The organism is Flavobacterium lotistagni, assembly GCF_011392125.1.
Classification (GTDB): Bacteria; Bacteroidota; Bacteroidia; order Flavobacteriales; family Flavobacteriaceae; genus Flavobacterium; species Flavobacterium lotistagni.
The window spans coordinates 26,614-46,970 of record NZ_JAAJBU010000012.1 but is presented as its reverse complement, the minus strand read 5'-3'; the positions used below and the strand labels follow the sequence as shown (position 1 = coordinate 46,970).

Genomic DNA, 20,357 nt, shown 5'->3' with positions numbered 1-20,357 from the left:
TTTGAAGGTAATACTTTTGTTCTAGAGGTTATTTCAAAAAATCCCGATACCATAATCCTGAATTCTTGACGGTGCGTTGTTGTGTTTCGAAATCTACATGCACCAGCCCAAATCGCGGGTGAAATCCTTCAGCCCATTCGAAATTGTCAGTCAAGGTCCAGACAAAATATCCGTCTGTTTTGTGGCCTTCTCTTTTGGCGCGCAGCACTTCTTTAAGATACCCTTGCAGGTATTCGGTGCGTTTGACGTCATTGACTGCTCCTGATTGCCACACATCGGGGAACGCCGCCCCATTTTCTGTAACAATAAGTTTTTTGATTTGTGGATAAGCGCTGAATTTTTTAATCATTTCGTAGATGGCCTCTGGATAGACCTCCCAATTCATCAAGGTATGCGGCACTTTGCGTTGGGATGCTTTTACAATCGATGCCCCGATGTATGGTGTCCAGAGCGAAGCTTTCACAATCTCTCGGGTATAACATTGAATACCGATAAAATCAAAATCGAAGGCCATTTTATCATAATCATCGGGTTGGATGTATTTTTCGATTTTCTTCAGTACCGAGAAATCGGCAATCGGATAACCCAAACCCAGAAGGGGCTCAATAAAAGTGCGGTTCAAAAGTGTGTCTACGCGTTGGGTTGCGCGAATATGACTAGGCGAGTGGGTGTATGGTTCGAGATGGGTACACGAAAAAGTAGTCCCAATTTGGGCCTTCGGAAGTGCTGCCCGCAAGATATTGGCTCCTGTTGCAGTGGCCAAAGTACTGTGGTGAATGGCTTTAAGGTAATTCGATAATCCTCTTCTGCCTGGGGCATGAACGCCCAGAAAATATCCTGCACCTGTAAACACGGAAGGCTCGTTCATCACCATGAAATGCTTCACACGGTCGCCATAATGCTGGGCACACAAGGCAGTATACTCAGAAAACCATGACACAATATCGCGATGGGTCCAACCGCCACGTTGCTCTAAGGCATGAGGCAAATCCCAATGGTATAAGGTAACCCAAGGAGTGATGCCCTTTTCCAGTAAAGTATCGATGACCCTATTGTAGTAATCAATTCCTTTGGGGTTGACCGCCCCAACTCCAGCGGGTAATAATCGGCTCCAACTCAAAGAAAAACGAAAATTAGGGATATTCAGCTCAGCCATCAAACCAATATCGTCGGCATATTGGTGATAAAAATTGCAAGCGTCTCCGGGCCGATGCCCATTTTTTATTTTATTTTTTCGAGAAGCAAACACATCCCATACAGACAAACCTTTGCCATCAGTTTCTGCTGCACCCTCAATTTGGAAGGCAGCCGTCGAAACGCCCCAATGAAAATCAGGTCCAAAGGCTGCTTTGTTCAAGTCTGTAGCTAGGCTTTGATCCATCGGCGATCGGCAATCATCAATCAATGGAGAAAAGTAGACTGCATGGCCCGAAGAAAAAGCCACTGCTTGACAAGAGTCAAAATATTTCTAAAACTGTGGAAATAAATCATAAACTACTTTGTTGGTACAACCAAAGATAAAGCAGGTCATGTAAATCAAGCGCTAAGAGAAGGTTAACAAATAGGTTGGAGGTGGTAGTTGGTGGTTGCCGGTTTTATTTACCAAAGGTTGAACCGCTGTTTTTGAGTTAAAACTTTTTTCAATGAAGTATTTGTTGGCTTTGAATTCCACAAAAAAAGCTCTAAGCAATAAGCAATAAGCTATAAGCTAATTCCACAAAAAAAAAGCCTACTGCTTACTGCCTAAAGCCTACAGCAACAAACACCGCTAATTCCACAAAAAGCTATAAGCAATAAGCTGTAAGCTATACGCTATTTCCACCGTTAATTCCACAAAAAGAGCCTATTGCTTAAAGCCTAAAGCTTACAGCAACAAACACCGTTAATTCTACCATTCGAACCAACAACCGACAACTCCAAAAAAAAGACCTACTCTTTTTGATTATAAGGAATATAATTTTCCCATTTCCAAGGCGTATAAATATCGCCAATAGCTACTTCTAATAATTCTTTAAAAATGCTTTCTGCATGATCACTATTACTCATCATTATTATTCCTATTCCTGTCTTGGGAAAAATGATGGAATAATGTTGAAATCCATCGCCATGACCTTCTTTGAAAGCACCAATGCCATGAGGAGATTGAAGTAAAACCCAACCCAGTCCGTAGCCTAAATCTATCGGATCATTGGCATCAGAATCTTTCAATCGCAACGGGCCAAACTGGGTTAATGATTTAATTTTAATTTGTTGGGTGAACATTGTTTTGGTCGTTGGTTTTTTCAATAACCTATGGTTCAATACCGCTTCGGTAAATAGGGAATAATCGTTTAAAGTGGTTTCTAAAGTACTAGCAGCCCTAGCATCGTTATCTTTATCTTTTGGGTATGGTGCGCCGTCCATATCATGACCCAAACAGTAATCGTTTTCAAATTCGGATTGCCAAGTGTAGGAGGAATGATTCATTTTCAATGGGTGAAATATATTTTCTTGCATCATTTGCTCTAACGGTTTGTTTAATAGATGCTCTAGCACGACTTGCAGATAAACCAGCCCTTCACCAGAATAGCCATAGCGAGAACCTGGATTGGTCTTCACCCTTAATTTTTGATCTGGTTCGTCCCATCGCCAATTTGGAAAACCAGAAGTATGATTGAGGCACATTCTTGCAGTTATCTTCTGATAGCTTGAATCTTTTTTCAGATCTTGATAGTTGTCATGCCATTTTTTGCTTGGTTGATAATCATAAATTGGCTTTGGTAAATATTCTTGTAATGGTTTATCTAAATCCAGTATGCCTTTTTCAACCAGTTGCATTACCATTACAGCAAAGACCGGTTTGCTTAATGAAGCACCATAAAAGTTGGTTTCATTGGTTATGGCCTCTTGGGTCAGAATATTTTTGTAACCGAATGACTTTTTATAAACAGGCTTATTATTGTTGAAAACGGTTACCGCTAATCCTTCTACTTTGGCAACTTTCATCAATGTGTTAATTTTTGTATCTAACTCCGTTGCTGTGATTTTGGTCTTATCAAGGCGAACGATATGCTGCCCAAAAGTCATCTGAAATAGTAAAAGAATTGCAAAACAAGGGCGATTTACAGACATGATGTGGTTTTTAATTGTGTATAACGGTGACTAGCTTCACGACTACTCGAAGTTAGCGAACTGGGTTTTCTCTGCTAAAGATAGAATTTCTTCGTAAAAACCAAGCTTCCAGCCAAGAAAATACAGACATTGCAACCAGACTAAGGTGAGTTGGTGGTTGTGCGTTGTGGGGTCGAATTGTTGAATTTATTAGGTTAGGGCTTTCAGTTGTATGTTATTTATTCTCCAAGCATTTCTCCAGATCAATCCCTGGGTTTTTAGAAACCATATCTCTAACGTAGTCTTGGGGCAATTTTTCTCCTTTTTTGAGCATACAATATTCAAAAATGCCATAGGTTTTGTCACAGGATTCTTTTTCAAGGCTTTGCCAGGCTTGGGCCGAAAACAAGTACATCGTCATTGAAAAGAGCAGCAGAATTAGGCTGGTTTTCAACCGGATTTTACTTTCGATGATTTTGAGTTGCAGAATAATAATTGTAAGCGAAATAACCGAAAACAAGGCCACTGAAAAATGCTCTTTTGCAATAAGGGTATTGTTTTCAAAACAGATATTGCAAGCAAAAAACAGAACTAACAAACTATTGAACAAACAAAAAAGGAACAGTACTTTTTGAGCGCCTATCGCAAGGATGATTTCTTTGAATGTGATGATTAAAGTAACCAATAACCCAATCAGGGCCACGATGCTCATTACCCAAAAGGAGAAACACAGGGTTTGGTTCAGGTTGATCAAGGTTTGGGTGTATTGCAAATACGGAACCCATTTGGCAGTACCTAAGATAGCGTGTTTGGTGTAGTAATAGGTTTTTAGTTTGTCTTTATTCTTGATGTAATCATTCGGAACGTATTTGCCTAGTATTTTGTCGAAGGTTTTTAATTTGATTATTTTGTCTGTGTTGGTCAGATAATGTGCTTTGGGAGAATATTTTTCATGAAATTCTTCTTCCACCCAGTATTTTTTCAATCCCAAATGGTGGGCGTTGCATTCGTCCATGAATTTGTCACTCAAATTGACCACCATGGCACCTGTGATATACGAGCTGATAATTAGGGTACCACTCAAAGTGATGAATTTGAATGATTGCATGATATTGTTAGAGAAAGTGTCCTGAATTTGATTCAATTCCGTTTTCTGATCGCCATCGGTAACAGTTGTCTGTTTTTGCACAGAGAAATACTGATAGACGATTTTCTTCAAGCTCTTGAAATAATACTCCAAAATGGTTTCGTCACCTTCTTTGCGAACCAAATACATAAAGAAGATAAATGAAAAAATTAGGGTTACATTAAAAATGAAACCTTGCGCAAAAATGTCCCAAGACAATCCTTGCTGAAACAGGTTGATAATTGAAGTTTCCATGTGTTTTGGGGTAAGAATTATTGGTTTTCCGGCTTCAGATCGAGCTTGGAATTACCAAAACCGTAATTGATCCCGAATAAGCTGAACAGGTTATTGACTGTGCCGAAGTTCTTTCCGTAGGAGCCGGTCAGGTAAACGCCGTCGCTAATTTTGTACTGCAGCAAACCCACGGTTCTTTTAGAATTTTCCGCGCTGTTGTTTTTGTATTCGCGCAGTAAGTATTCTATACCTAGGCTTAACTTTTTGAAGGAGTATTCCAGTTTGTAGCCATAGTCATAACAGCTTTCTCTTTCAAAACGGCTCGTAGTGGTATCTTTCAAGATGTTGTCTTCAATTGCCCTAACTACACCAATGAGCGATAGGCGGTGGTTGTTAGCGTTTTCATTTTTCTCTTGATTATCTATAAAAGTGTTGTAGTTTACGGCAGCCGTAAGCCAAAAGCCGCTGCGGTTGAACCTTTGCTGCTCGTAATCATTGTCGGGAATAGCTATCGAGTAGGCGTAGGCGGCATCAATTTGCACTGTGGGCAGCGATTCGATCTGCCCGCGGTAACGCTGGATTTCCTTGTCCTCGTTCATGGCTTTAAGGAGTTCGTTAGGCAGCGGTTTGTATTGTTGCACGATTTGATAGTGTATCACACTTAATCGAACAGTCAAGTCGGTTAATATCGAAGTACATTCCGTGATGATTTTGTCAATCGCTTTTAAATTTTCGGTTAGTTTTGTTTTTTCATTTTCAGTACTTGCGCTGGCGATTTTAACCACAAGGGCATCTCTTTCCGTAAGAGCCGAATTCTTTTTTTGGTTAATGGTATCTAGTTTTCCAAGGACAGCCGCTTTTTCGTTACTGATCTGATTTCTTTCCTTTTTGTAAGATTTTAGATCGGTGACGCGACTCCGATAGCCATCGATTGCTTTTTTGACCGCCTCCTGATTGCTTTTGGTTCTGTAGCTGACTAGGTTAGTCTTAAAGCCGACTGCCATATAGTTGGTGTTTTTAATCAGCGCGTCTTTGTCGGTTTCGTTGAATGTCGAAGCCAGAGAAAGGCTCAACTTCCGCACGGTATTACGAAGGTCGAAAAATAGTTTGTTGTCCGAATTCAGGTAATCTTCGACCTTAGTGTTATCGCCTTTAAAAATCCAGAATGGGCTCATTTCCATTGCAAAATTCTTGGGAAGTGCGGTTCCGTTGTTAGACAAACTCAACATACTTGCGGCAAACTCTGTGGGGTTCTTGGGCCGCTCGATGGTTTCCGGCGATAGGTCGAGGATTTGAAAGCCCGGTGAAGAAGGAGCTGCGAGGTCTGTAAAGTCATAGTCTTCTTGCGCCCAAAGGGATAGTGTGCTAAAAAAGATTAAAATCAAGAGTTTAGTTTTCATAGTGCTCAGTTTAAAAAGAAGTCTTTTCTGGTAATGATGATTTCTCCGTTGTCACTGTCTTCTTTGATATCCCCCGGATCATGTTTGAAAGTGTCGTCGGCGATCCCGCCAGTGAATTTGTACTTGATCTTGAGGTCGTCAAAAAATTGCTTCCGTTGCCCGGTAGTGAGGTTTTTCAAGTCGAAAACCATCTCCACGGTCAACATGCCGCCTTTGATTTGATTCCTTGTGCCCAGATCGTATTTGAAATTGAAATCGCCGGCCTGCTGTTGGGTGGGTTGCGGCTTGCTATCCGGGTAAAATATGACCTCAGGGGTCACCAGTACGCCATTCTTTTCAGGAGTGGTGATGATTTCCAGGTACACTTTATTGCTTCCTGTACCTACGTTGTATTCTGCATCCATATTTTTAAATTTTATCGTTCCTTAAATAATTTAGGGGCATCGGGCAATTGGGCCAAATCCAGTTCCAATCGGGTAGTGCCGCCATCTGCTTCAATGCCTACCGTAAATGCGCCATAGCTAATGAGTTTGTATTCTGCCTTTCCGTTGACGGCATCAACTTCAACATCATCGACAGGAAATGACGGATGAAGGTGGAACTTCACCATACCCAGGAGCGGCTTGTCCGGATTGGTTGAGGTTACTTCTAAATCTACAACAAAGAGCTCTTTGTCATAGGAAGTTTCGCGTACCGTGGCGTTAATTTTGCGGCCGAAATTCTCAGACAAGCCACCAAATTTTCCTTTGTGCGGATCACTTTCAGCTTCATCATCTTCCTTAATTCTCTTTTGCTCTTCCTTAATGAGTTGAGTGACATCAGGGAAAGTTTTGATAATCGCGTCGAGTTCGGTTTTGCTGATTTGTTTTTCCTCTTCAATTACCTTCTTTTCGCTGATTACATTGTCGAGTTTTTCAACGGTTTCATTATACATGTTCTTGAAGTTGATTTTGGCTTGTTGCAGGATGTGATAGAAATAAATCCGCGTCCAGATGTACACCATCATGAACCCAAGAATCGAAAAATAAAGAATAATGGCCACCGAGACATTGGTTCACAGTGTGTTTTTAGGATCATAACCCAAAATGGAAGTGCCCAATTTTTCACCGATGTGATACAATGATTTTGGAATGGTGTTGAGCTGTGTCAGGCCAACTCCTACAATGATTTTAGTGAGCCAATCGCTAATTTGCACTAAATTGTCATTGTGAATCACATCGGTTTCTCGGATATCTTCTGCCTTTGCGTCCAGATGATTGCTTTGAATAATCTTTGGGATGCCGAACAAAAATCCGGTCAGTCCGCCTGCACCGTAGAAGGCACCGGCAATCAGCATGGCATTTCCAATAGAATACAACACTCTAAAGCCAAATGTTTCGATGTTAATCAACGACAACAGTATGATGAATACCATGCCTAGAATCAGCATCCATTTTAAAATGACAAAAACATCAGGCAAGTTGTCAATTGATAATCTTGTGTTTCTGCGCGTCATCATTCAGCGGTTTTAGATTTCAATAATAATACTAGTCGGACAATGGTCACTCGCTTCGGTATGTTCAGGCCCAATAGTAGCAAATCGGTCACCTTGATATTGCTTGCATTTAGTGGTTATCCCTTTTCTGAAAATTTCGGTTTCGATTACTTCTATCGATGCATGTGGTAGAATATAGTCCAAACGGCTTACTTCTTTACCTGAAGTGTAGTAGTGGGTCCAGGTTTCTTTAGGGAAGTGATCCTTCAGAAGTCCATCGTCAATTAATAAGTTTACTGAGTTGTCCGAAGGTTTCTCAGGCTTGTTGATATCCATGTTTAAATCTCCCAGAACAATCGGTAGTTTGCCTTGGTCGAAAGCTTTTTTTGCAATCTCCAGTACTTTTTTTGCTTGTGTGATTCTTTTATTGATGCTACTTTCTTTTCCGTCTTGAGCTTTGAAGTGATTGACTAAGAAAGTAATCACTTTGTTATTGATTTCCACATCTACTTCAAGACAATCCCTTGAAAATAATGCTCCTTTACTCATGTATCCCATATTGGGAATAGAAACCCTGCTAGTAACGCCCAGATCACAATTTGTTCTTATGTTTAAAACTTTGCAAGGCAAGCCTTTTTTAATCATAAAGCCCACGTCAATACCTCTTGGATCATTGCCTTCAAGTAAAAAAATATGCTCAAAGTAATCATCTAAGTATTTATTGTTGAAAACCCTTAAAGTTTCTATATTTTCGACTTCCTGAACTGCCAAAAAATCAGGTTCGGTTTCTAAGATCGCCATGGCAGTATTATTTCGTTGGATGTTGGTTGTTTGATACGATACCAATGAACCGTCACGCCCCGCCAATGAAACTACATCAATTACTTGAATAAATTTATTATAATCTTTGTTTTCCCATGCCTGATCCAAGAACGAGTATCTGTTGAACAGATTTTCCACATTAAAATTGGTTACTTTAATTTTCATGATATTGTTGTTTAAAGGTTTAGTGATTAGAGTTATCTGTGCTAAGCAGCATTCTAAGGATTGCAAATCACCAATTATTCGGATTGAACAACTGGGTGTTGGTTTGCTTGAGTTTTTCTTCTACGCGATTGGCCTTGTACTGCTCCCACTCAAATGCTCTAAGAAAGCGCATGGCCTCTCGGGCGCCTATTCGGAAGAGCTCTTGCTTTTGGGGTTCGTCCATGTAAAAGTTGAGCCATGAAATTTTATCGCCAATTTCTACATAAGCGATGCCTTGCGCATACGAAGCATTTTTATTGATGAATTCTTTGTCGCTGCTAAGCTTCATTGTGCTGATGATTTTGCCGGCCAGATTGGTTAAGGTTTGAATGTTAAATTCATTGTCATCTTTTTTATCGACCAAACGGATCCCGAAAGTAGGCAGGCGTGGCGCATCGTTCTTAGGGTTGAAGAAGATGTTGATTGGGAAGTTAGACAACGAGCCTCCATCCACAAAAAGCACTTTGGGCGGAATCGGGCGTTTGGTATCCCAGTTGAGTAGTTCTTGCCATTGCGCCCTTCTTTGAACTGAGACGGCTTCTTTCCATACTGATTTCTGATAAGCTTCAAAAAAGATCGGAATCGACATACTGGCCCTGATAAAATCTGCCGGATTTACCGATTGCAGATCATCGTAATACAACGGCCACATCCGGGGAAACTCAATTTTGTTCTGGGTGGTGATATCGGCCGTGATGAAGGCTAGCCTCGGTACTCTGGGAGGAAGTTCGTCGGGTTTTCTGTGGTTGGTGGGCGTAGGCGGTTCCAGTTTCAAATCTTTAGGCACTTTGCTGAAGTGGTTTTTAAGATCTTCAAGGGTTTTGCCTTCCAGAATCTTGTCAGTGACCCAGCGGTGGAAATAATCGCCTTTGTTGAGTCCGAAACCTTTCTTGACCTGATTCAGACGACGCCATGTGAGCAAAGTCAACAACAAAGCAATGACCCAAGCGATGATCGTGATGATGCTCACCGGATACAGAAAAGGCGAGTCGCTGTAAGCTAGTATTGCCGTAGCCAAGCTGCTAGCCACAACCACCAAAAACAGAACGAACAGCACCGTTTTGATCAAAGCGCCGAACCAAGTAAACTTGATGAAGAATCCGATCAGTTTTCTTTCAAAAGCAGTGAAGCCACGGCTGGATTTACCATCCATGAGCGAATCGAGTGGTAAATCAATCAACAATTGCAATATTTCTTCAGTCTTAGTTTCGTGTTTTTCGTTGATAGCGGCCATGGCCATTGCGTTGATAGCACCGGCACTGGTTCCGGCCAAAGAAAAAAAGCGAATGCCCACTTGTTCCATGACATAGACAAATCCGAGTAGTGCGATACCCCAAACGCCGCCACCTTGTTGCACCAAGTCAACATATTGGTGGCCTTGCAGATCGGTCACATCGGAAAATTTCTTTTTTTTCTCGGCGAGTTCTTTTTTCAATTCGGCGAGTTCTGCTTCGATGCCGGTTTGCCGAATGAATTCTTGTGGTGTTTTTTTCATGGTGTTGGTCTTGGTTTGAATTAATTTCGACAAATCAATGTTACTGCTTCTGTTTCTAGTGGCTTCAGGGTTTTCCCTGGACGCTGCCCGGATTTTCCTCAGAAAGGCTTGCTTGGCAGGAAACAATGGGTTGTTTTGGTTGTTTTTACGTATTAGAATTTTCTGAAAAACTTATAGAGCAAGCAAAATATCACCAAAAGCGAGGTCTGTAGTGTGATGGTCACAAAGTCTATTTTTTCGTGTTTAATGCCATAATAAAATAGTGTAAAACAGATACTGCCGATCAGAAAGTTTAGAATCAGATGGAAAAAGAAGACGCCCGATTGAGGTTTTTTATAATCCGATTTGGCCCGCTTTATATTTTGCTCAACCATCAATTGAATTTTCTTGTTGTGTTCATTTTGATAGACCCTTTCATAAAACTGGTCCACGATGTCAAGGCTGGTTTTATGGTTGTGTTTGCTTAAAAAGTATATCATCTGAGCATTGAGTGTCCTCAAACGGCCAAGTTGATGGTAGTTGAGCGCTAACCCGGCTTTGAATTCTTCCTTTTTTTTCTTTGTGATGGTGACCGTGGAAGCTATGGAACCCAAAAGAAAATCGGCTTTAAGCCTTTCTTTTTTCAACAGTGAAGCCGAGTGCCGATCGTCATGAAAGCTTTTACTCAGATCATCGGCCAGCCGCTTATTCAATTGCGTCAATGAATTGGGTTTGAAAATTTTCCTGCGGTAGTAGTGACACTGAAAAAGGCTCAATACCAAATAGAGCCCGAGCGGAAACCAAATCAACGCCTTATCAGTGAACGCAGCATCAACCATCGGGGTTTGATCGTTTTTGAGACCTTGATGGGTTTTGGTAACCTGTGAACAAGAATCCACAGGGCACGGAATAGTATCATACCCTTGATGGGTCAAATTGATTTCGACATCCATGATTTTATTTTTTAAGTTCTTTTTTTATTTCTTCAATCTTGTCCTGATACACATTATGCATCATATAATAGCGTTCCAAGGCAGCCCCGAAGTGAAAGCGATGGTCGTTGAAATCGTCTTCGAGATAAACCATTTCCCTCATCTTGCGGTTGTATTCCTGCCCGGCAGTATGCAATTCAATGGCGATATTGTAATAATCAACGGCTCTTCGATAATGATAATCGACATCCAAAGCAGAATAGGAATGGCCTCCGATGAGCTCGTCTATCCTGTGTATGAGGTCTGGGTCTTGCGCCAAGGTTTTGTTATCCTGAATAGTTTTGGCCATTTTATAATGGATATGGGCATTGAAGCTGGGGCCGAAAATGTAGTCGCTGCCATAAATCTTAAAAATTCTCAGGATGGAACTTTGGTTATAGATATAGCTGATGAAACTCACTGCATCGGTTTTTTCGGATTTGAGTTTCCTGGCCAACACCCTAGAATTGTATTCAAGTTCCAACACCCGTAGATGCTGAGAGGAAACTGATGGGGCGATGGCTTTTGGTTTTGGGTCGAGTTGTACCTTCAGTAGCAACCTTTTGAAATATAAAAGGGTTTCTTTGATGTCTTGATGGTTCGGGAGTTTATAGATCTGTTGCATCAGCGCATCGGTTTGCTCCAAAGTGGTAGTATCAGATTGCCCGATTTCATCCTCTTTACTCTTTTTGATGATGTGCCTTTGTGATTGCCCCAAAGAAGTGTAATAAAGATCCAAAGCCGGCAAGATGATGTCATTGAAAAGCGGCGTTGCTATCGAATCGGCGTCATCGGTTAGCACATGAGATAAAACCTGTATGATTTTTTGATACTGGTATTGCGCAGAACTGATTTGTCCGTTTTTTTCGTATAGCTTGGCGGAATAGTAATAGCATTTGAGCATCAAAGCCAACGGAGAAGTGTTCAGGCCTGTAATGAAACTGCCTGTTTTTGCACCTTTATAAATGTCATTCAGGTTTATTTTAGTTACTTTCTGCGTTTTTGAGTGATCTTTCAAACAAAGCAAACAATCTCCGATCGAGGATAAGAATGAAGCCATATACCTCAGGTGATTGGAAATAAAAGCTTCTTTGCCCCCAGAATTACTGCTGAAAAATTTTTCAATGAGCTCGATGTATATCAATATAACCGCATTGACACCATTGGGGTTTTGATTTACAGATAAGCACAATAGTTCGTTTTTAATTGGTTGATTTATAAAGAAGTCCCTCGATTTCATGATTTCATCCAGGCCAATCAGATAAGTCATCAAAGCGAGAATGGGTTGCCTTCTGAACTGGTATTTTATAGGTTCAAGCAAGGTCGTCAATTGTTCATAAAGCTTTTGATACCATATTGGATATTGGTTGGTGTAATCATCAGTATAATCAGCAGTATGAACCGAACTGTTTTTGTAGTAAAGCAGCTTGGCCAAATGCAGCATACTGTTGGCAATGATGATATTGTTGCGGCCCGAATGTAAAGAGATGAAATCGGTAATGCGATAAAAGTCGGCCATTTCAGCCTTGACGCGAGCTGTCGTAATGCCTTCCTGACCCATCTTCTCCTGAATGTATATGTTGGCCAGAAAAGCTTGAATCGAAATTTGTTGCAGATCGTTAAGCGAAGAGGTAAAAAATGGTTTGTTGAGCTCATTGGTTTGACCACTGAAATTGAAATATTCCGCGTTTTTCAAATAGTATTTGTAAAAGCGTTTGATGTCTTGTATGCAATCGCTGTAGAAACTCAAGGCTTCTTCAAAAGAGTAGATTTTCTCGAAACAAAGCCCCAATTTTAGTTTATTTCTGATTAGCCCGATAAAATCCCTGAAATTGATTTTGTGGATTTTTAAATTGTTAATGCTTCGAATAGCATCAGAATAGCAACAAATGGCCTCGTGAAATTCTTGGTCGAAAAAATAAATGTCGCCCAAACTTGAATTCAAATTAGCAATTGAGAAAATTTGCGGATTCAAGACATCTGAATCCATTTTATAACGCGAATGAATGCTTCTGTATTCCTTGATTTTATCTGATAAAAGCATTTTGGCCGGATAACTTTCATCTAGTGTAAAATTGAAAGCTGCTTCTTCGGTCTCAAATATTTTAGAGATGTAGGCAATTTCATTGGCAGTCTTGCTGTGAAATTTATAGTCGAAGAGTTCAATGTCAGTATTCCGGACATGGGATTTCAATAAATACTGAATTACCTGACTAATGTCTTCCCTTAAATTGATGGTTTTATTGATGGTGATTAAATCTGGAATCAGTTCCAAGTTAGACATCGAGAAGGCAAATGGATGAAACTTGAACAAGTGATCGAAATAGTATGGAATTGATATCACACTATTCTCACTAAAGCTTTTGTAGCTTTTACCATATTGGATAATAAAAGGGCGATAAATTGAATTGATAAAACTAATTCGGTATTGTTCGCTGCTGTTGAAGTATAGAAAGTACTTAGAATCCATATCATTAGCTTTGATTAGGAAATGGTTCTGCTCATCCCGTTCGATTACCTCCGACGGCTTGACAAATTCATGGAAAGCTTGGATCAGTTTTTTAGGCGATCCGCTGCTACGATAAATCAGATAGGTAATGAAGTTCAGAATAGTAAAATAGATTTTCTCTGCCTCCTCCGACACGTTTTTGGAAGCCCGGTTCCGGTTTTTATAATCGGCAATGAACTCATCGATTGAACCGATAGGGCAGCCTTGGTGGCTGAGTTGCTTTTCAAAGATAAATTCCTCGATGGCGATACTCAGCGAGAAATAGTTTTTGTGGTTGTTCCCAATTTCTTTAAGCAGTGTTTCGATATGAAAAATGAACGTGAAGATACTGCTCAACGGCGATTGCTTATCGGAAATATCGGCTAACGAAGCGTCAAACATCTCGCGGCCGGCAATAAAGACAAAACGCGCTTCGGCTGTGGTGAAAAAATTCTTCAGTCCAGTAATGATATTCAACACGGCTTTTTTACGGTTCCGAATATGATTGTTCAGCGGCCCGGCATTTTTGTTCTCGAAATGGTCTAACTCATCATTGAGATTGTGGTTGCTGCTGTTGAGTTCGATTTTGTCCAATTCGTCAAAAATGAAGATAAACTCGTAGTGTTCTTTTTGGGCTTCGCGCAGAAACTGAATCAATTCAAACTCAATTTCCTTTGTATTGGCCACATTGTAGGTCTTGTTTTTTTTATTACTGAGTTTCAGGCCGAAATCTTTTATGAGGCTGACATTGGTTTCGCTGGCGTTTTCATGACTTACTTCGGAAAAACAGCGTTCCATCAAGTTGCTAATCCGATTGTAGGCTTTGTTCTGATTTTTGTAGAAAAGCTCGAAACAATGCAGAATGATCAAAGGGAATATAAAAAGGACGATGGTGGAAAAATCAATGTGATTCAAAAAAATATCCTTGACCTGTATCTTGCACAAATGAATAAAGAGTTTGTACCCAAAAACCAACAGCAGCGCATAAAGGAAAAAGTATTTTGAAGCAAAAATGAGGTCGAACGTTTTGTTTTTTTGACGGCCGAAACTGTCATTGATGCTGCTCACTACTTGCTTCAACACATCAGATTCCTTAGGGGCGTTCTGCGAGATGGTCAGGTGCAGTGGAATAATTTTTTTCCGGTTCTTGAACTTGCCGAGTTTCTTGAGGTTGGATTTTTTCTGGTACTGATACAACACATGATTTACAAAACTGGTTTTTCCCATTCCTCTGTAGCCGGTAATGAGGTAAACACCTTTGTTGGAAGAATTCAAGAAAGACAAAAATTTGATGATCTGCGCCTTTCTGCCAATAAAATTTTTATTTGATTTTTTGTCGGTGCCATTGGGAATATTGATGAATTTGAAATCGTCAGGCAAGCCGATAGCGATGTTTTTGATAAAAGTATGAGGGGTATGTTTCGAAATATTGTTCATGTGAATGGATTAAATGAATTGACAATCATTTTGTTCCGAATTCAGTATCACATAGGCATTAAACCATCAAAAGCTATCTTCCCTATAAACGGTTGGTTTGTAGTTTTTTAAATTTTAAGCTAAAGTTTTAGGTAGTAGTGTTATCTTGAAAAGATGAATTCTAGATAACTATTTGGGATTCATAAAAGTAAGATGTTTTATGATACCTAGGTTTACGTAAAAACACTACATTTTGAGAGGAAAATACGCAAAGCGGATTACGGGTTTTTACGTAATTTTTCCATCGGTATAGGGTTTCGGGTGTTGGTTCTTGAATCCACAAGCACAATATTTTTATGCAAAACTTGTTGAGGTGCGAAGTCTTCACTGCGTTACTCGCATCGCTAAAATTCTATAACATTTATTGTTCGTTTTAAAATCCTGTCGGTTGGTCTTGTCCTCAACTTTATCAGGCTTTATGCTACCTCAGGAAAATTATGAACTCAGCGGTTTTTTCGGTTATGTGGTATTTACTAACGGGCATGTGATACAAAGCGATTTACTGACCGTTTATTACGGAGCCGCAGACGAATTTGTTTGTGGCGCCCATTTTTCAATTGCCGAGATTCTATCGCAACTTCAGTATGATTGATTGGGCCGGTTGACAGTCGGTTTGTTTAATTGTAAAGCGGCTTAACTACAACGGTTCGCTTTTTTGACTACATTGGCTGTAGCTAAACTTCATCGTATGCCCAACGCCAGTATTCCCGTTCGTCAAATCAAGCCGTCGTTTTTCGAAGAGCGGTTCAGCGTGCGCAGTATTGCAGATTTAACCTCTGGTAAAGCTTTGGTACACGATTTACACCGCCATGATTTTTATTTTTTACTGTTTGTAGCCAACGGTTCGGGCCGCCACGCTATTGATTTTATTGAATACCAAGTGTCAGACAACGTGGTTTTCTTTGTTCGGCCGGGGCAGGTACATGAATTGGTTTTGCAAGCCGGGGCCAGCGGTTTTATCATTCAGTTTACCGCAGATTTTTATGCCCCAAAGGAAATTCCGGTGCTACAGGTTTTGCGAAAGGTGAGTGGCCAGAATTTCTGCAAGTTGTCGGTTGAGGGATTTGAACAAATAGCAGCCATGTCGCAAAGAATCTTTCACGAATTTTCCCAAAAGCAATTTCGTTATCAAGAGGCCATCAAATCTTACCTCAATTTACTTTTTATTGCCTTGGCAAGACAAAGCAGCAACAGTGCGGCAATGCCTGACAAAAGCAAGTTATATGCGCAAGAACGGCTTGAAGAATTTCAGGACTTGTTAGAGCGGCACATCAGCACCAAAAAACAAGTAACTGATTATGCCCAAATGCTGTCGATGACTTCTTATCAGCTCAATGCAATTACTAAATCGCTGGTACAAAAAACCGCATCGGAACTCATTAACGACCACATCGTGCTGGAAGCCAAACGAATGCTGATGGCCACTTCAAGCTTAATCAATCAGTTAGCTGATGCACTGGGCTATGATGATCCTTCGTATTTTATTCGCTTCTTCAAAAAGAAAACAGGCAGCACACCCGAGGCTTTCAGGCACAATTTTAAATAAGTCCTATAGAACTAAAAAGCTGTCCTATAACCTAGTCCGGCACCGGAAATACTTTTGCAGTGTAAAACACAATCACTAAAAAAGTTATTCCATGAAAATCAATTTATTCTTATTAGTGTGGCTCGGGGCAATTTCCTGGGCAACAACACTTCAGGCGCAAGACACCCTTAAAATCGCCGTGTCAAAAACAGTATCGGTCGAAGAAATGCTCGGCGACCAACGACAGTTCCTACAACTTACCGTCAATAAAATGTTTGGCGAAAAGAAAGGGCTGGGGCTCTTATCCATCACTGCTTATGTCGCAGACTACGAGGACCAACTCGAAAAAAACGAGTTCCTGAACACGACGCTGCTCTACCAACTTTTGTACAAAGGGCTTGCAATCAATTCCGGCGTGGCTTTCACTTCCGTTGACGGTATGAAGAATTTCGCCGGTTTGCAGTTCATGCACCAGTCAAAAGCATTCTCATTGCTGTATTTGCCGAGTTATTTCTTTCTGCACAGTCACCGTTTGGCCAACACCGCAATGCTGACTTACTCACCAGAGCTCAACAAGCGTTGGTCGATCTATACGCATTTGCAGTTGCATTACAATCACGATTTTAAAACCGGCCACCACTTCAGAAGTTACGCTTATGGCCGTCTGGGGCTTTCTCGAAATTATGTCACTTTCGGATTGGCCTACAACTTCGACCAGTATGGCGCTAGCAAAATTACAAAGAACAATACCGGAATCTTCTTGAAATTGTCAATGTAAAAAGGCGGGAGTTTTCCTTTAAAAAAGAGTTTAATTTAAAAAAGTAATAAAAATGAATCAACGAAAAAGAATTATTATCGTAGGCGCTTCAGGAACTATGGGAACGTATTTGGCAGGCGCATTTGAAAAAGAGCATGAAGTAGTGCGTGTGGCCTCAAAAAGTGGCGATTACCAACTTGATATTACCTCGCCCGAGGCCATAACCGATTTTTTTAAACAAGTAGGCCCGTTTGATGCTTTGGTTTCCACAGCCGGCCCAACCTACGTAGGACCTTGGAATACCCTGACCGATCAAGAATTCCGCAAAGGAGTCGAGGGAAAAATGATGGGGCAAATCAATTTGGTATTAATCGGGCAGCATTACATCAATCCGAAAGGCTCATTTACGCTGATTTCGGGAGCGCTCACCTATGAACCCCAACGTCATTTTGCCAATGCTTCGGCAGCCAACGGAGCAGTCAACGGCTTTGTAAAAGCGGCAGCCATCGAACTCGATAAAGGCATTCGCATCAATGCGGTTAGCCCAACGGTCATTGAAGATTCGCCGCAGTATTTTCCGTTCTTTCCCGGCGAGGTGCCCGTAACGATGAAGCAACTCGAGTATGGTTTCAGGAAAAGTATTTTTGGACCCGGCACCGGAGAGATTATCAAACTTTATTAGTAGGGCGTTATGTTACAGTTAAAGTTAAAAATGGCGCTTAAAATTTGGTTGGCTATTTATCCGTCAATTACGCTCTTTCTCTATTTTTTTGGAGCAATCATGGGAGCGCTGCCGTTGCCAGTAAAAACACTAATTATCACGCTGTTTTTGGTGCCTTGGGTGGTTTTTGTCGGGCTGCCTTTAGTAGACTATCTGATGAATAAAACTGATGCAAAACAACGAGGGTCCAAACATCTGTAGGAGAAATTTTATCATACTAATCGGTAAGGCGGCAATAACGTTAGCTTTACCGATTCGTTTACCACCCCAAAATTTATTTAAAATGAAAAACGAACAAAATTATGAAGTAATCATCATTGGAGGCAGTTACGCTGGGCTGGCGGCTGCGATGGCATTGGGTCGGGCTGCGCGTCGGGTACTTGTCATCGATGGAAGGCAACCTTGCAATCGACAAACTCCCTATTCGCATAATTTTATCACCCAAGATGGAGTGCCACCCGCAATTATTGCAGCGAAAGCGCGGGAACAAGTCGCGATGTATGATACAGTTTCCTTTCTGACCGATGATGCGGAGCAAGCAGTTAAAGTACCCAACGGTTTTGAAATAGGTACAAAGTCAGGCAGTCGTTTCACCGCACAAAAACTCATTTTTGCTACCGGTATCGCTGATCAGTTTCCTGCTATTGAAGGAATGGCAGCGTCGTGGGGAATTTCAGTGCTGCATTGCCCATATTGCCACGGCTATGAAGTAAAAGGACAAGCTACCGGCGTTTTAGGCAATGGCGATAGCGGATTCGATATGGTGCGAATGATTTCCCACTGGACTCCAAACTTGACTTTGTTTACTAACGGAAAGTCTACATTAACAGACCAGCAGGCCAGCTTGTTGTCGCGACACCAGATAGATATTGAGACAAGACCCATTGAAGCTTTACAACAACAATTCGGGAAAATAAGCGCGATTGCTTTCAAAGACGGAACCCAAAAACCTATAGAGGTACTCTATGCAAAAGTAGATTTCGTGCAACATACAGACTTGCCAGTTTCGTTAGGTTGCGCCCTAAATGCCAGTGGATATATTCAAGTAGACGACTTGCAGAAAACTTCGGTACCGGGCATTTACGCCTGCGGAGACAACAGCAGCCGGATGCGAACGGTCGCTAATGCGGTCGCCACAGGAACGACAGCCGGCATGATGCTCAACAAGGAAATGATTGAAGAACGTTTTACTGAATAGGCTCATCGGGGTGCAGGAGACCTGACAGCCACAAAGTTGGAACTAGGTGGCCTTTTGCTCGGGACAGGATAGTCAAAAAAATAAAAGCGGACTCCCCAAGTCCGCTTTTTTTATGCCAAAACTTGTTGAGGCGCCAAGTCTTGGCGGGGCTCCTGAGTGCTTTGCGGTGCTTTCCGCGTGGCCCGTTGGAGTTTGTCGTTAATGGTTTTTCCCAAGCCGGTGTCGGGCATAAGTTCTGCGATAATCACATCCAACCCATTGCGATCGAGCCTGTGAAGTGCGGCGTAAAGATTCTTGGCGGCTTCTGTCAGGTTTCCGTTTGCAGACAATACCTCTTGATGGGTGATTGTATCTATCGGCACCCTATGGCTAAAGGTAAGTGTTCCGATTTTTTTCCTTTTGAAGGTCTTGCAAAGCTCGACTACATTGTTGGTCAGGTAAGTGCTTGTGTTGGGCGCGTTATGCCGCGTGAGCATACCCGGCGCTTCGGGCGATTGGTAGTTTTGGGTTTTCGTACGGAGTTTTCCGGTTACTTTTTCGATATCTTCTACGGCTATAGAACCGTGTCGATACAATACCGGGCGGCCGTTCTCAAATCCGATAATGGTCGATTCAACTCATTTGGCGCAATGGCCACCATCTAAGATTACCCCGAGCGAATCACCGAAATAGTGCCACACATGCTCGGCCGAAGTAGGGCTGATTGACCCAAACGGATTGGCACTCGGCGCCACCAAAGGGAATTCTAGGCTTTCCAGCAGCGACAGTGTCAGTAGGTGATCAGGTACTCTAACCGCTACAGTGGGGTTTCCAGCGGTAACGGCGGCGGAGATATGCACTTGTTTTTCGAGCAACAGCGTTAGTGGCCCGGGCCAGAATCGGTCGGCCAAATCAAAAGCCAGTTGGGGGATGTTCTGCGCTACCTTGGGCAAGAAACTCGCCGATTTGATATGAACAATCAACGGATTGTATGCCGGGCGGTTCTTTAAGGCGTAAATCTTTCGGACCACATCATCGTTGTGTGCATTTCCGGCAAGACCGTACACCGTTTCGGTTGGAATGGCTACCAATTGATCTTGCTGCAATGCTTTAATGGCTTTTACTATGTCGTTTGTAATCATCTGCTTCGTGTTGTATTAGTTAGGGGTTACGGCAATGTTTCCTCCAATTTTGAAACTGTTTTGCCCGGATTGGATTTGTGCTTTCAGTAAGGCAAATTCGTGTTGCAGTTTCTTGATTTTAGACTCGCGTGCCTTGATATCTTCTTCGCCGGAGTCGGTAGTAATCTTGCTTTCATGGTACTTGATCTTGATTTGGATCATTTGAGACAACAGGGCCAAAGTATCGGTGGCGCTAAATTCTCCGTGGATTAGTGCTAAGTTCACAACAGTTCGTTT

Annotated in this window: 20 protein-coding genes; 6 read left to right on the top strand and 14 right to left on the bottom strand. The window is 41.6% G+C overall.

Features of this window, described 5'->3' with window-relative positions:
- Nucleotides 1-28: 28 nt before the first annotated feature.
- The 11 genes from G4D82_RS12475 to G4D82_RS12425 all read right to left on the bottom strand — a co-directional run bounded on the left by G4D82_RS12475 (nt 29) and on the right by G4D82_RS12425 (nt 14,720).
- The gene (locus tag G4D82_RS12475; protein ID WP_166337625.1) at nt 29-1,381 is read right to left on the bottom strand and encodes a GH1 family beta-glucosidase; all 1,353 of its coding nucleotides are present in this window, start codon (nt 1,379-1,381) and stop codon (nt 29-31) included.
- Between the two features lie 548 nt (nt 1,382-1,929).
- The gene (locus G4D82_RS12470; protein WP_166337624.1) at nt 1,930-3,111 is read right to left on the bottom strand and encodes a serine hydrolase domain-containing protein; all 1,182 of its coding nucleotides are present in this window, start codon (nt 3,109-3,111) and stop codon (nt 1,930-1,932) included.
- Between the two features lie 214 nt (nt 3,112-3,325).
- Nucleotides 3,326-4,471: a hypothetical protein gene (locus G4D82_RS12465; RefSeq protein ID WP_166337623.1), complete on the bottom strand. Its 1,146-nt coding sequence runs from the start codon at nt 4,469-4,471 to the stop codon at nt 3,326-3,328.
- Nucleotides 4,472-4,488: 17 nt separating this feature from the next.
- Nucleotides 4,489-5,850 (bottom strand): DUF3450 domain-containing protein, encoded by a 1,362-nt coding sequence (locus G4D82_RS12460; RefSeq protein ID WP_166337622.1) that lies wholly within the window; start codon nt 5,848-5,850, stop codon nt 4,489-4,491.
- A 5-nt stretch (nt 5,851-5,855) separates the two neighbouring features.
- A complete protein-coding gene (locus tag G4D82_RS12455; RefSeq protein WP_166337621.1) occupies nt 5,856-6,254 on the bottom strand; it encodes a hypothetical protein in 399 nt (132 codons plus the stop codon).
- A gap of 11 nt (nt 6,255-6,265) precedes the next feature.
- Nucleotides 6,266-6,892: a pYEATS domain-containing protein gene (locus G4D82_RS12450; protein ID WP_166337620.1), complete on the bottom strand. Its 627-nt coding sequence runs from the start codon at nt 6,890-6,892 to the stop codon at nt 6,266-6,268.
- Between the two features lie 12 nt (nt 6,893-6,904).
- On the bottom strand, nt 6,905-7,348 hold the full coding sequence (locus tag G4D82_RS12445; RefSeq protein WP_166337619.1) for a hypothetical protein: 444 nt from the start codon (nt 7,346-7,348) through the stop codon (nt 6,905-6,907).
- A 9-nt stretch (nt 7,349-7,357) separates the two neighbouring features.
- Complete coding sequence (locus tag G4D82_RS12440) at nt 7,358-8,311, bottom strand: endonuclease/exonuclease/phosphatase family protein (RefSeq protein ID WP_166337618.1); 954 nt, start codon at nt 8,309-8,311, stop codon at nt 7,358-7,360.
- A gap of 67 nt (nt 8,312-8,378) precedes the next feature.
- Nucleotides 8,379-9,845 (bottom strand): patatin-like phospholipase family protein, encoded by a 1,467-nt coding sequence (locus tag G4D82_RS12435; protein WP_166337617.1) that lies wholly within the window; start codon nt 9,843-9,845, stop codon nt 8,379-8,381.
- Between the two features lie 152 nt (nt 9,846-9,997).
- Nucleotides 9,998-10,777, bottom strand: a complete 780-nt coding sequence (locus G4D82_RS12430) for a hypothetical protein (RefSeq protein ID WP_166337616.1) — start codon at nt 10,775-10,777, stop codon at nt 9,998-10,000.
- Nucleotides 10,778-10,781: 4 nt separating this feature from the next.
- Nucleotides 10,782-14,720 (bottom strand): ATP-binding protein, encoded by a 3,939-nt coding sequence (locus G4D82_RS12425; protein WP_166337615.1) that lies wholly within the window; start codon nt 14,718-14,720, stop codon nt 10,782-10,784.
- Between the two features lie 403 nt (nt 14,721-15,123).
- Here G4D82_RS12425 and G4D82_RS12420 point away from each other — a divergent pair, with 403 nt between their 5' ends.
- The 6 genes from G4D82_RS12420 to G4D82_RS12395 all read left to right on the top strand — a co-directional run bounded on the left by G4D82_RS12420 (nt 15,124) and on the right by G4D82_RS12395 (nt 18,960).
- Nucleotides 15,124-15,351, top strand: coding sequence for a glycoside hydrolase family 130 protein (locus tag G4D82_RS12420; protein ID WP_317167575.1), 228 nt, complete (start codon nt 15,124-15,126; stop codon nt 15,349-15,351).
- 96 nt (nt 15,352-15,447) lie between these two features.
- Nucleotides 15,448-16,305: an AraC family transcriptional regulator gene (locus G4D82_RS12415; protein ID WP_166337614.1), complete on the top strand. Its 858-nt coding sequence runs from the start codon at nt 15,448-15,450 to the stop codon at nt 16,303-16,305.
- A 91-nt stretch (nt 16,306-16,396) separates the two neighbouring features.
- Nucleotides 16,397-17,062, top strand: coding sequence for a hypothetical protein (locus G4D82_RS12410; protein WP_166337613.1), 666 nt, complete (start codon nt 16,397-16,399; stop codon nt 17,060-17,062).
- 52 nt (nt 17,063-17,114) lie between these two features.
- Nucleotides 17,115-17,723, top strand: a complete 609-nt coding sequence (locus tag G4D82_RS12405; RefSeq protein ID WP_166337612.1) for a short chain dehydrogenase — start codon at nt 17,115-17,117, stop codon at nt 17,721-17,723.
- A 30-nt stretch (nt 17,724-17,753) separates the two neighbouring features.
- Nucleotides 17,754-17,963: a hypothetical protein gene (locus G4D82_RS12400; RefSeq protein WP_207788173.1), complete on the top strand. Its 210-nt coding sequence runs from the start codon at nt 17,754-17,756 to the stop codon at nt 17,961-17,963.
- A gap of 82 nt (nt 17,964-18,045) precedes the next feature.
- Nucleotides 18,046-18,960, top strand: a complete 915-nt coding sequence (locus G4D82_RS12395) for an NAD(P)/FAD-dependent oxidoreductase (protein WP_166337610.1) — start codon at nt 18,046-18,048, stop codon at nt 18,958-18,960.
- A gap of 110 nt (nt 18,961-19,070) precedes the next feature.
- Here G4D82_RS12395 and G4D82_RS14520 read toward each other — a convergent pair whose 3' ends face one another.
- Genes G4D82_RS14520 through G4D82_RS12385 form a run of 3 tightly spaced genes read right to left on the bottom strand, consistent with a single transcriptional unit; the run spans nt 19,071 to nt 20,345 of the window.
- Entirely contained in the window at nt 19,071-19,535 is a 465-nt protein-coding gene (locus G4D82_RS14520; protein ID WP_317167574.1) for a Sua5 family C-terminal domain-containing protein, read from the bottom strand.
- Nucleotides 19,536-19,577: 42 nt separating this feature from the next.
- Nucleotides 19,578-20,081, bottom strand: a complete 504-nt coding sequence (locus G4D82_RS14515) for an L-threonylcarbamoyladenylate synthase (RefSeq protein WP_317167573.1) — start codon at nt 20,079-20,081, stop codon at nt 19,578-19,580.
- Nucleotides 20,082-20,096: 15 nt separating this feature from the next.
- The gene (locus tag G4D82_RS12385; RefSeq protein WP_166337609.1) at nt 20,097-20,345 is read right to left on the bottom strand and encodes a hypothetical protein; all 249 of its coding nucleotides are present in this window, start codon (nt 20,343-20,345) and stop codon (nt 20,097-20,099) included.
- Nucleotides 20,346-20,357: the final 12 nt, after the last annotated feature.

Coding starts and splice junctions, on each gene's coding strand:
- G4D82_RS12400 (WP_207788173.1), top strand. CDS start 17,754: ATGGCGCTTAAAATTTGGTTGGCTATTTATCCGTCAATTACGCTCTTT.
- G4D82_RS12425 (WP_166337615.1), bottom strand. CDS start 14,720: ATGAACAATATTTCGAAACATACCCCTCATACTTTTATCAAAAACATC.
- G4D82_RS14515 (WP_317167573.1), bottom strand. CDS start 20,081: ATGATTACAAACGACATAGTAAAAGCCATTAAAGCATTGCAGCAAGAT.
- G4D82_RS12430 (WP_166337616.1), bottom strand. CDS start 10,777: ATGGATGTCGAAATCAATTTGACCCATCAAGGGTATGATACTATTCCG.
- G4D82_RS12410 (WP_166337613.1), top strand. CDS start 16,397: ATGAAAATCAATTTATTCTTATTAGTGTGGCTCGGGGCAATTTCCTGG.
- G4D82_RS12470 (WP_166337624.1), bottom strand. CDS start 3,111: ATGTCTGTAAATCGCCCTTGTTTTGCAATTCTTTTACTATTTCAGATG.
- G4D82_RS12460 (WP_166337622.1), bottom strand. CDS start 5,850: ATGAAAACTAAACTCTTGATTTTAATCTTTTTTAGCACACTATCCCTT.
- G4D82_RS12405 (WP_166337612.1), top strand. CDS start 17,115: ATGAATCAACGAAAAAGAATTATTATCGTAGGCGCTTCAGGAACTATG.
- G4D82_RS12445 (WP_166337619.1), bottom strand. CDS start 7,348: ATGATGACGCGCAGAAACACAAGATTATCAATTGACAACTTGCCTGAT.
- G4D82_RS12475 (WP_166337625.1), bottom strand. CDS start 1,381: ATGGATCAAAGCCTAGCTACAGACTTGAACAAAGCAGCCTTTGGACCT.
- G4D82_RS12415 (WP_166337614.1), top strand. CDS start 15,448: ATGCCCAACGCCAGTATTCCCGTTCGTCAAATCAAGCCGTCGTTTTTC.
- G4D82_RS12465 (WP_166337623.1), bottom strand. CDS start 4,471: ATGGAAACTTCAATTATCAACCTGTTTCAGCAAGGATTGTCTTGGGAC.
- G4D82_RS12395 (WP_166337610.1), top strand. CDS start 18,046: ATGAAAAACGAACAAAATTATGAAGTAATCATCATTGGAGGCAGTTAC.
- G4D82_RS12440 (WP_166337618.1), bottom strand. CDS start 8,311: ATGAAAATTAAAGTAACCAATTTTAATGTGGAAAATCTGTTCAACAGA.
- G4D82_RS12455 (WP_166337621.1), bottom strand. CDS start 6,254: ATGGATGCAGAATACAACGTAGGTACAGGAAGCAATAAAGTGTACCTG.
- G4D82_RS12435 (WP_166337617.1), bottom strand. CDS start 9,845: ATGAAAAAAACACCACAAGAATTCATTCGGCAAACCGGCATCGAAGCA.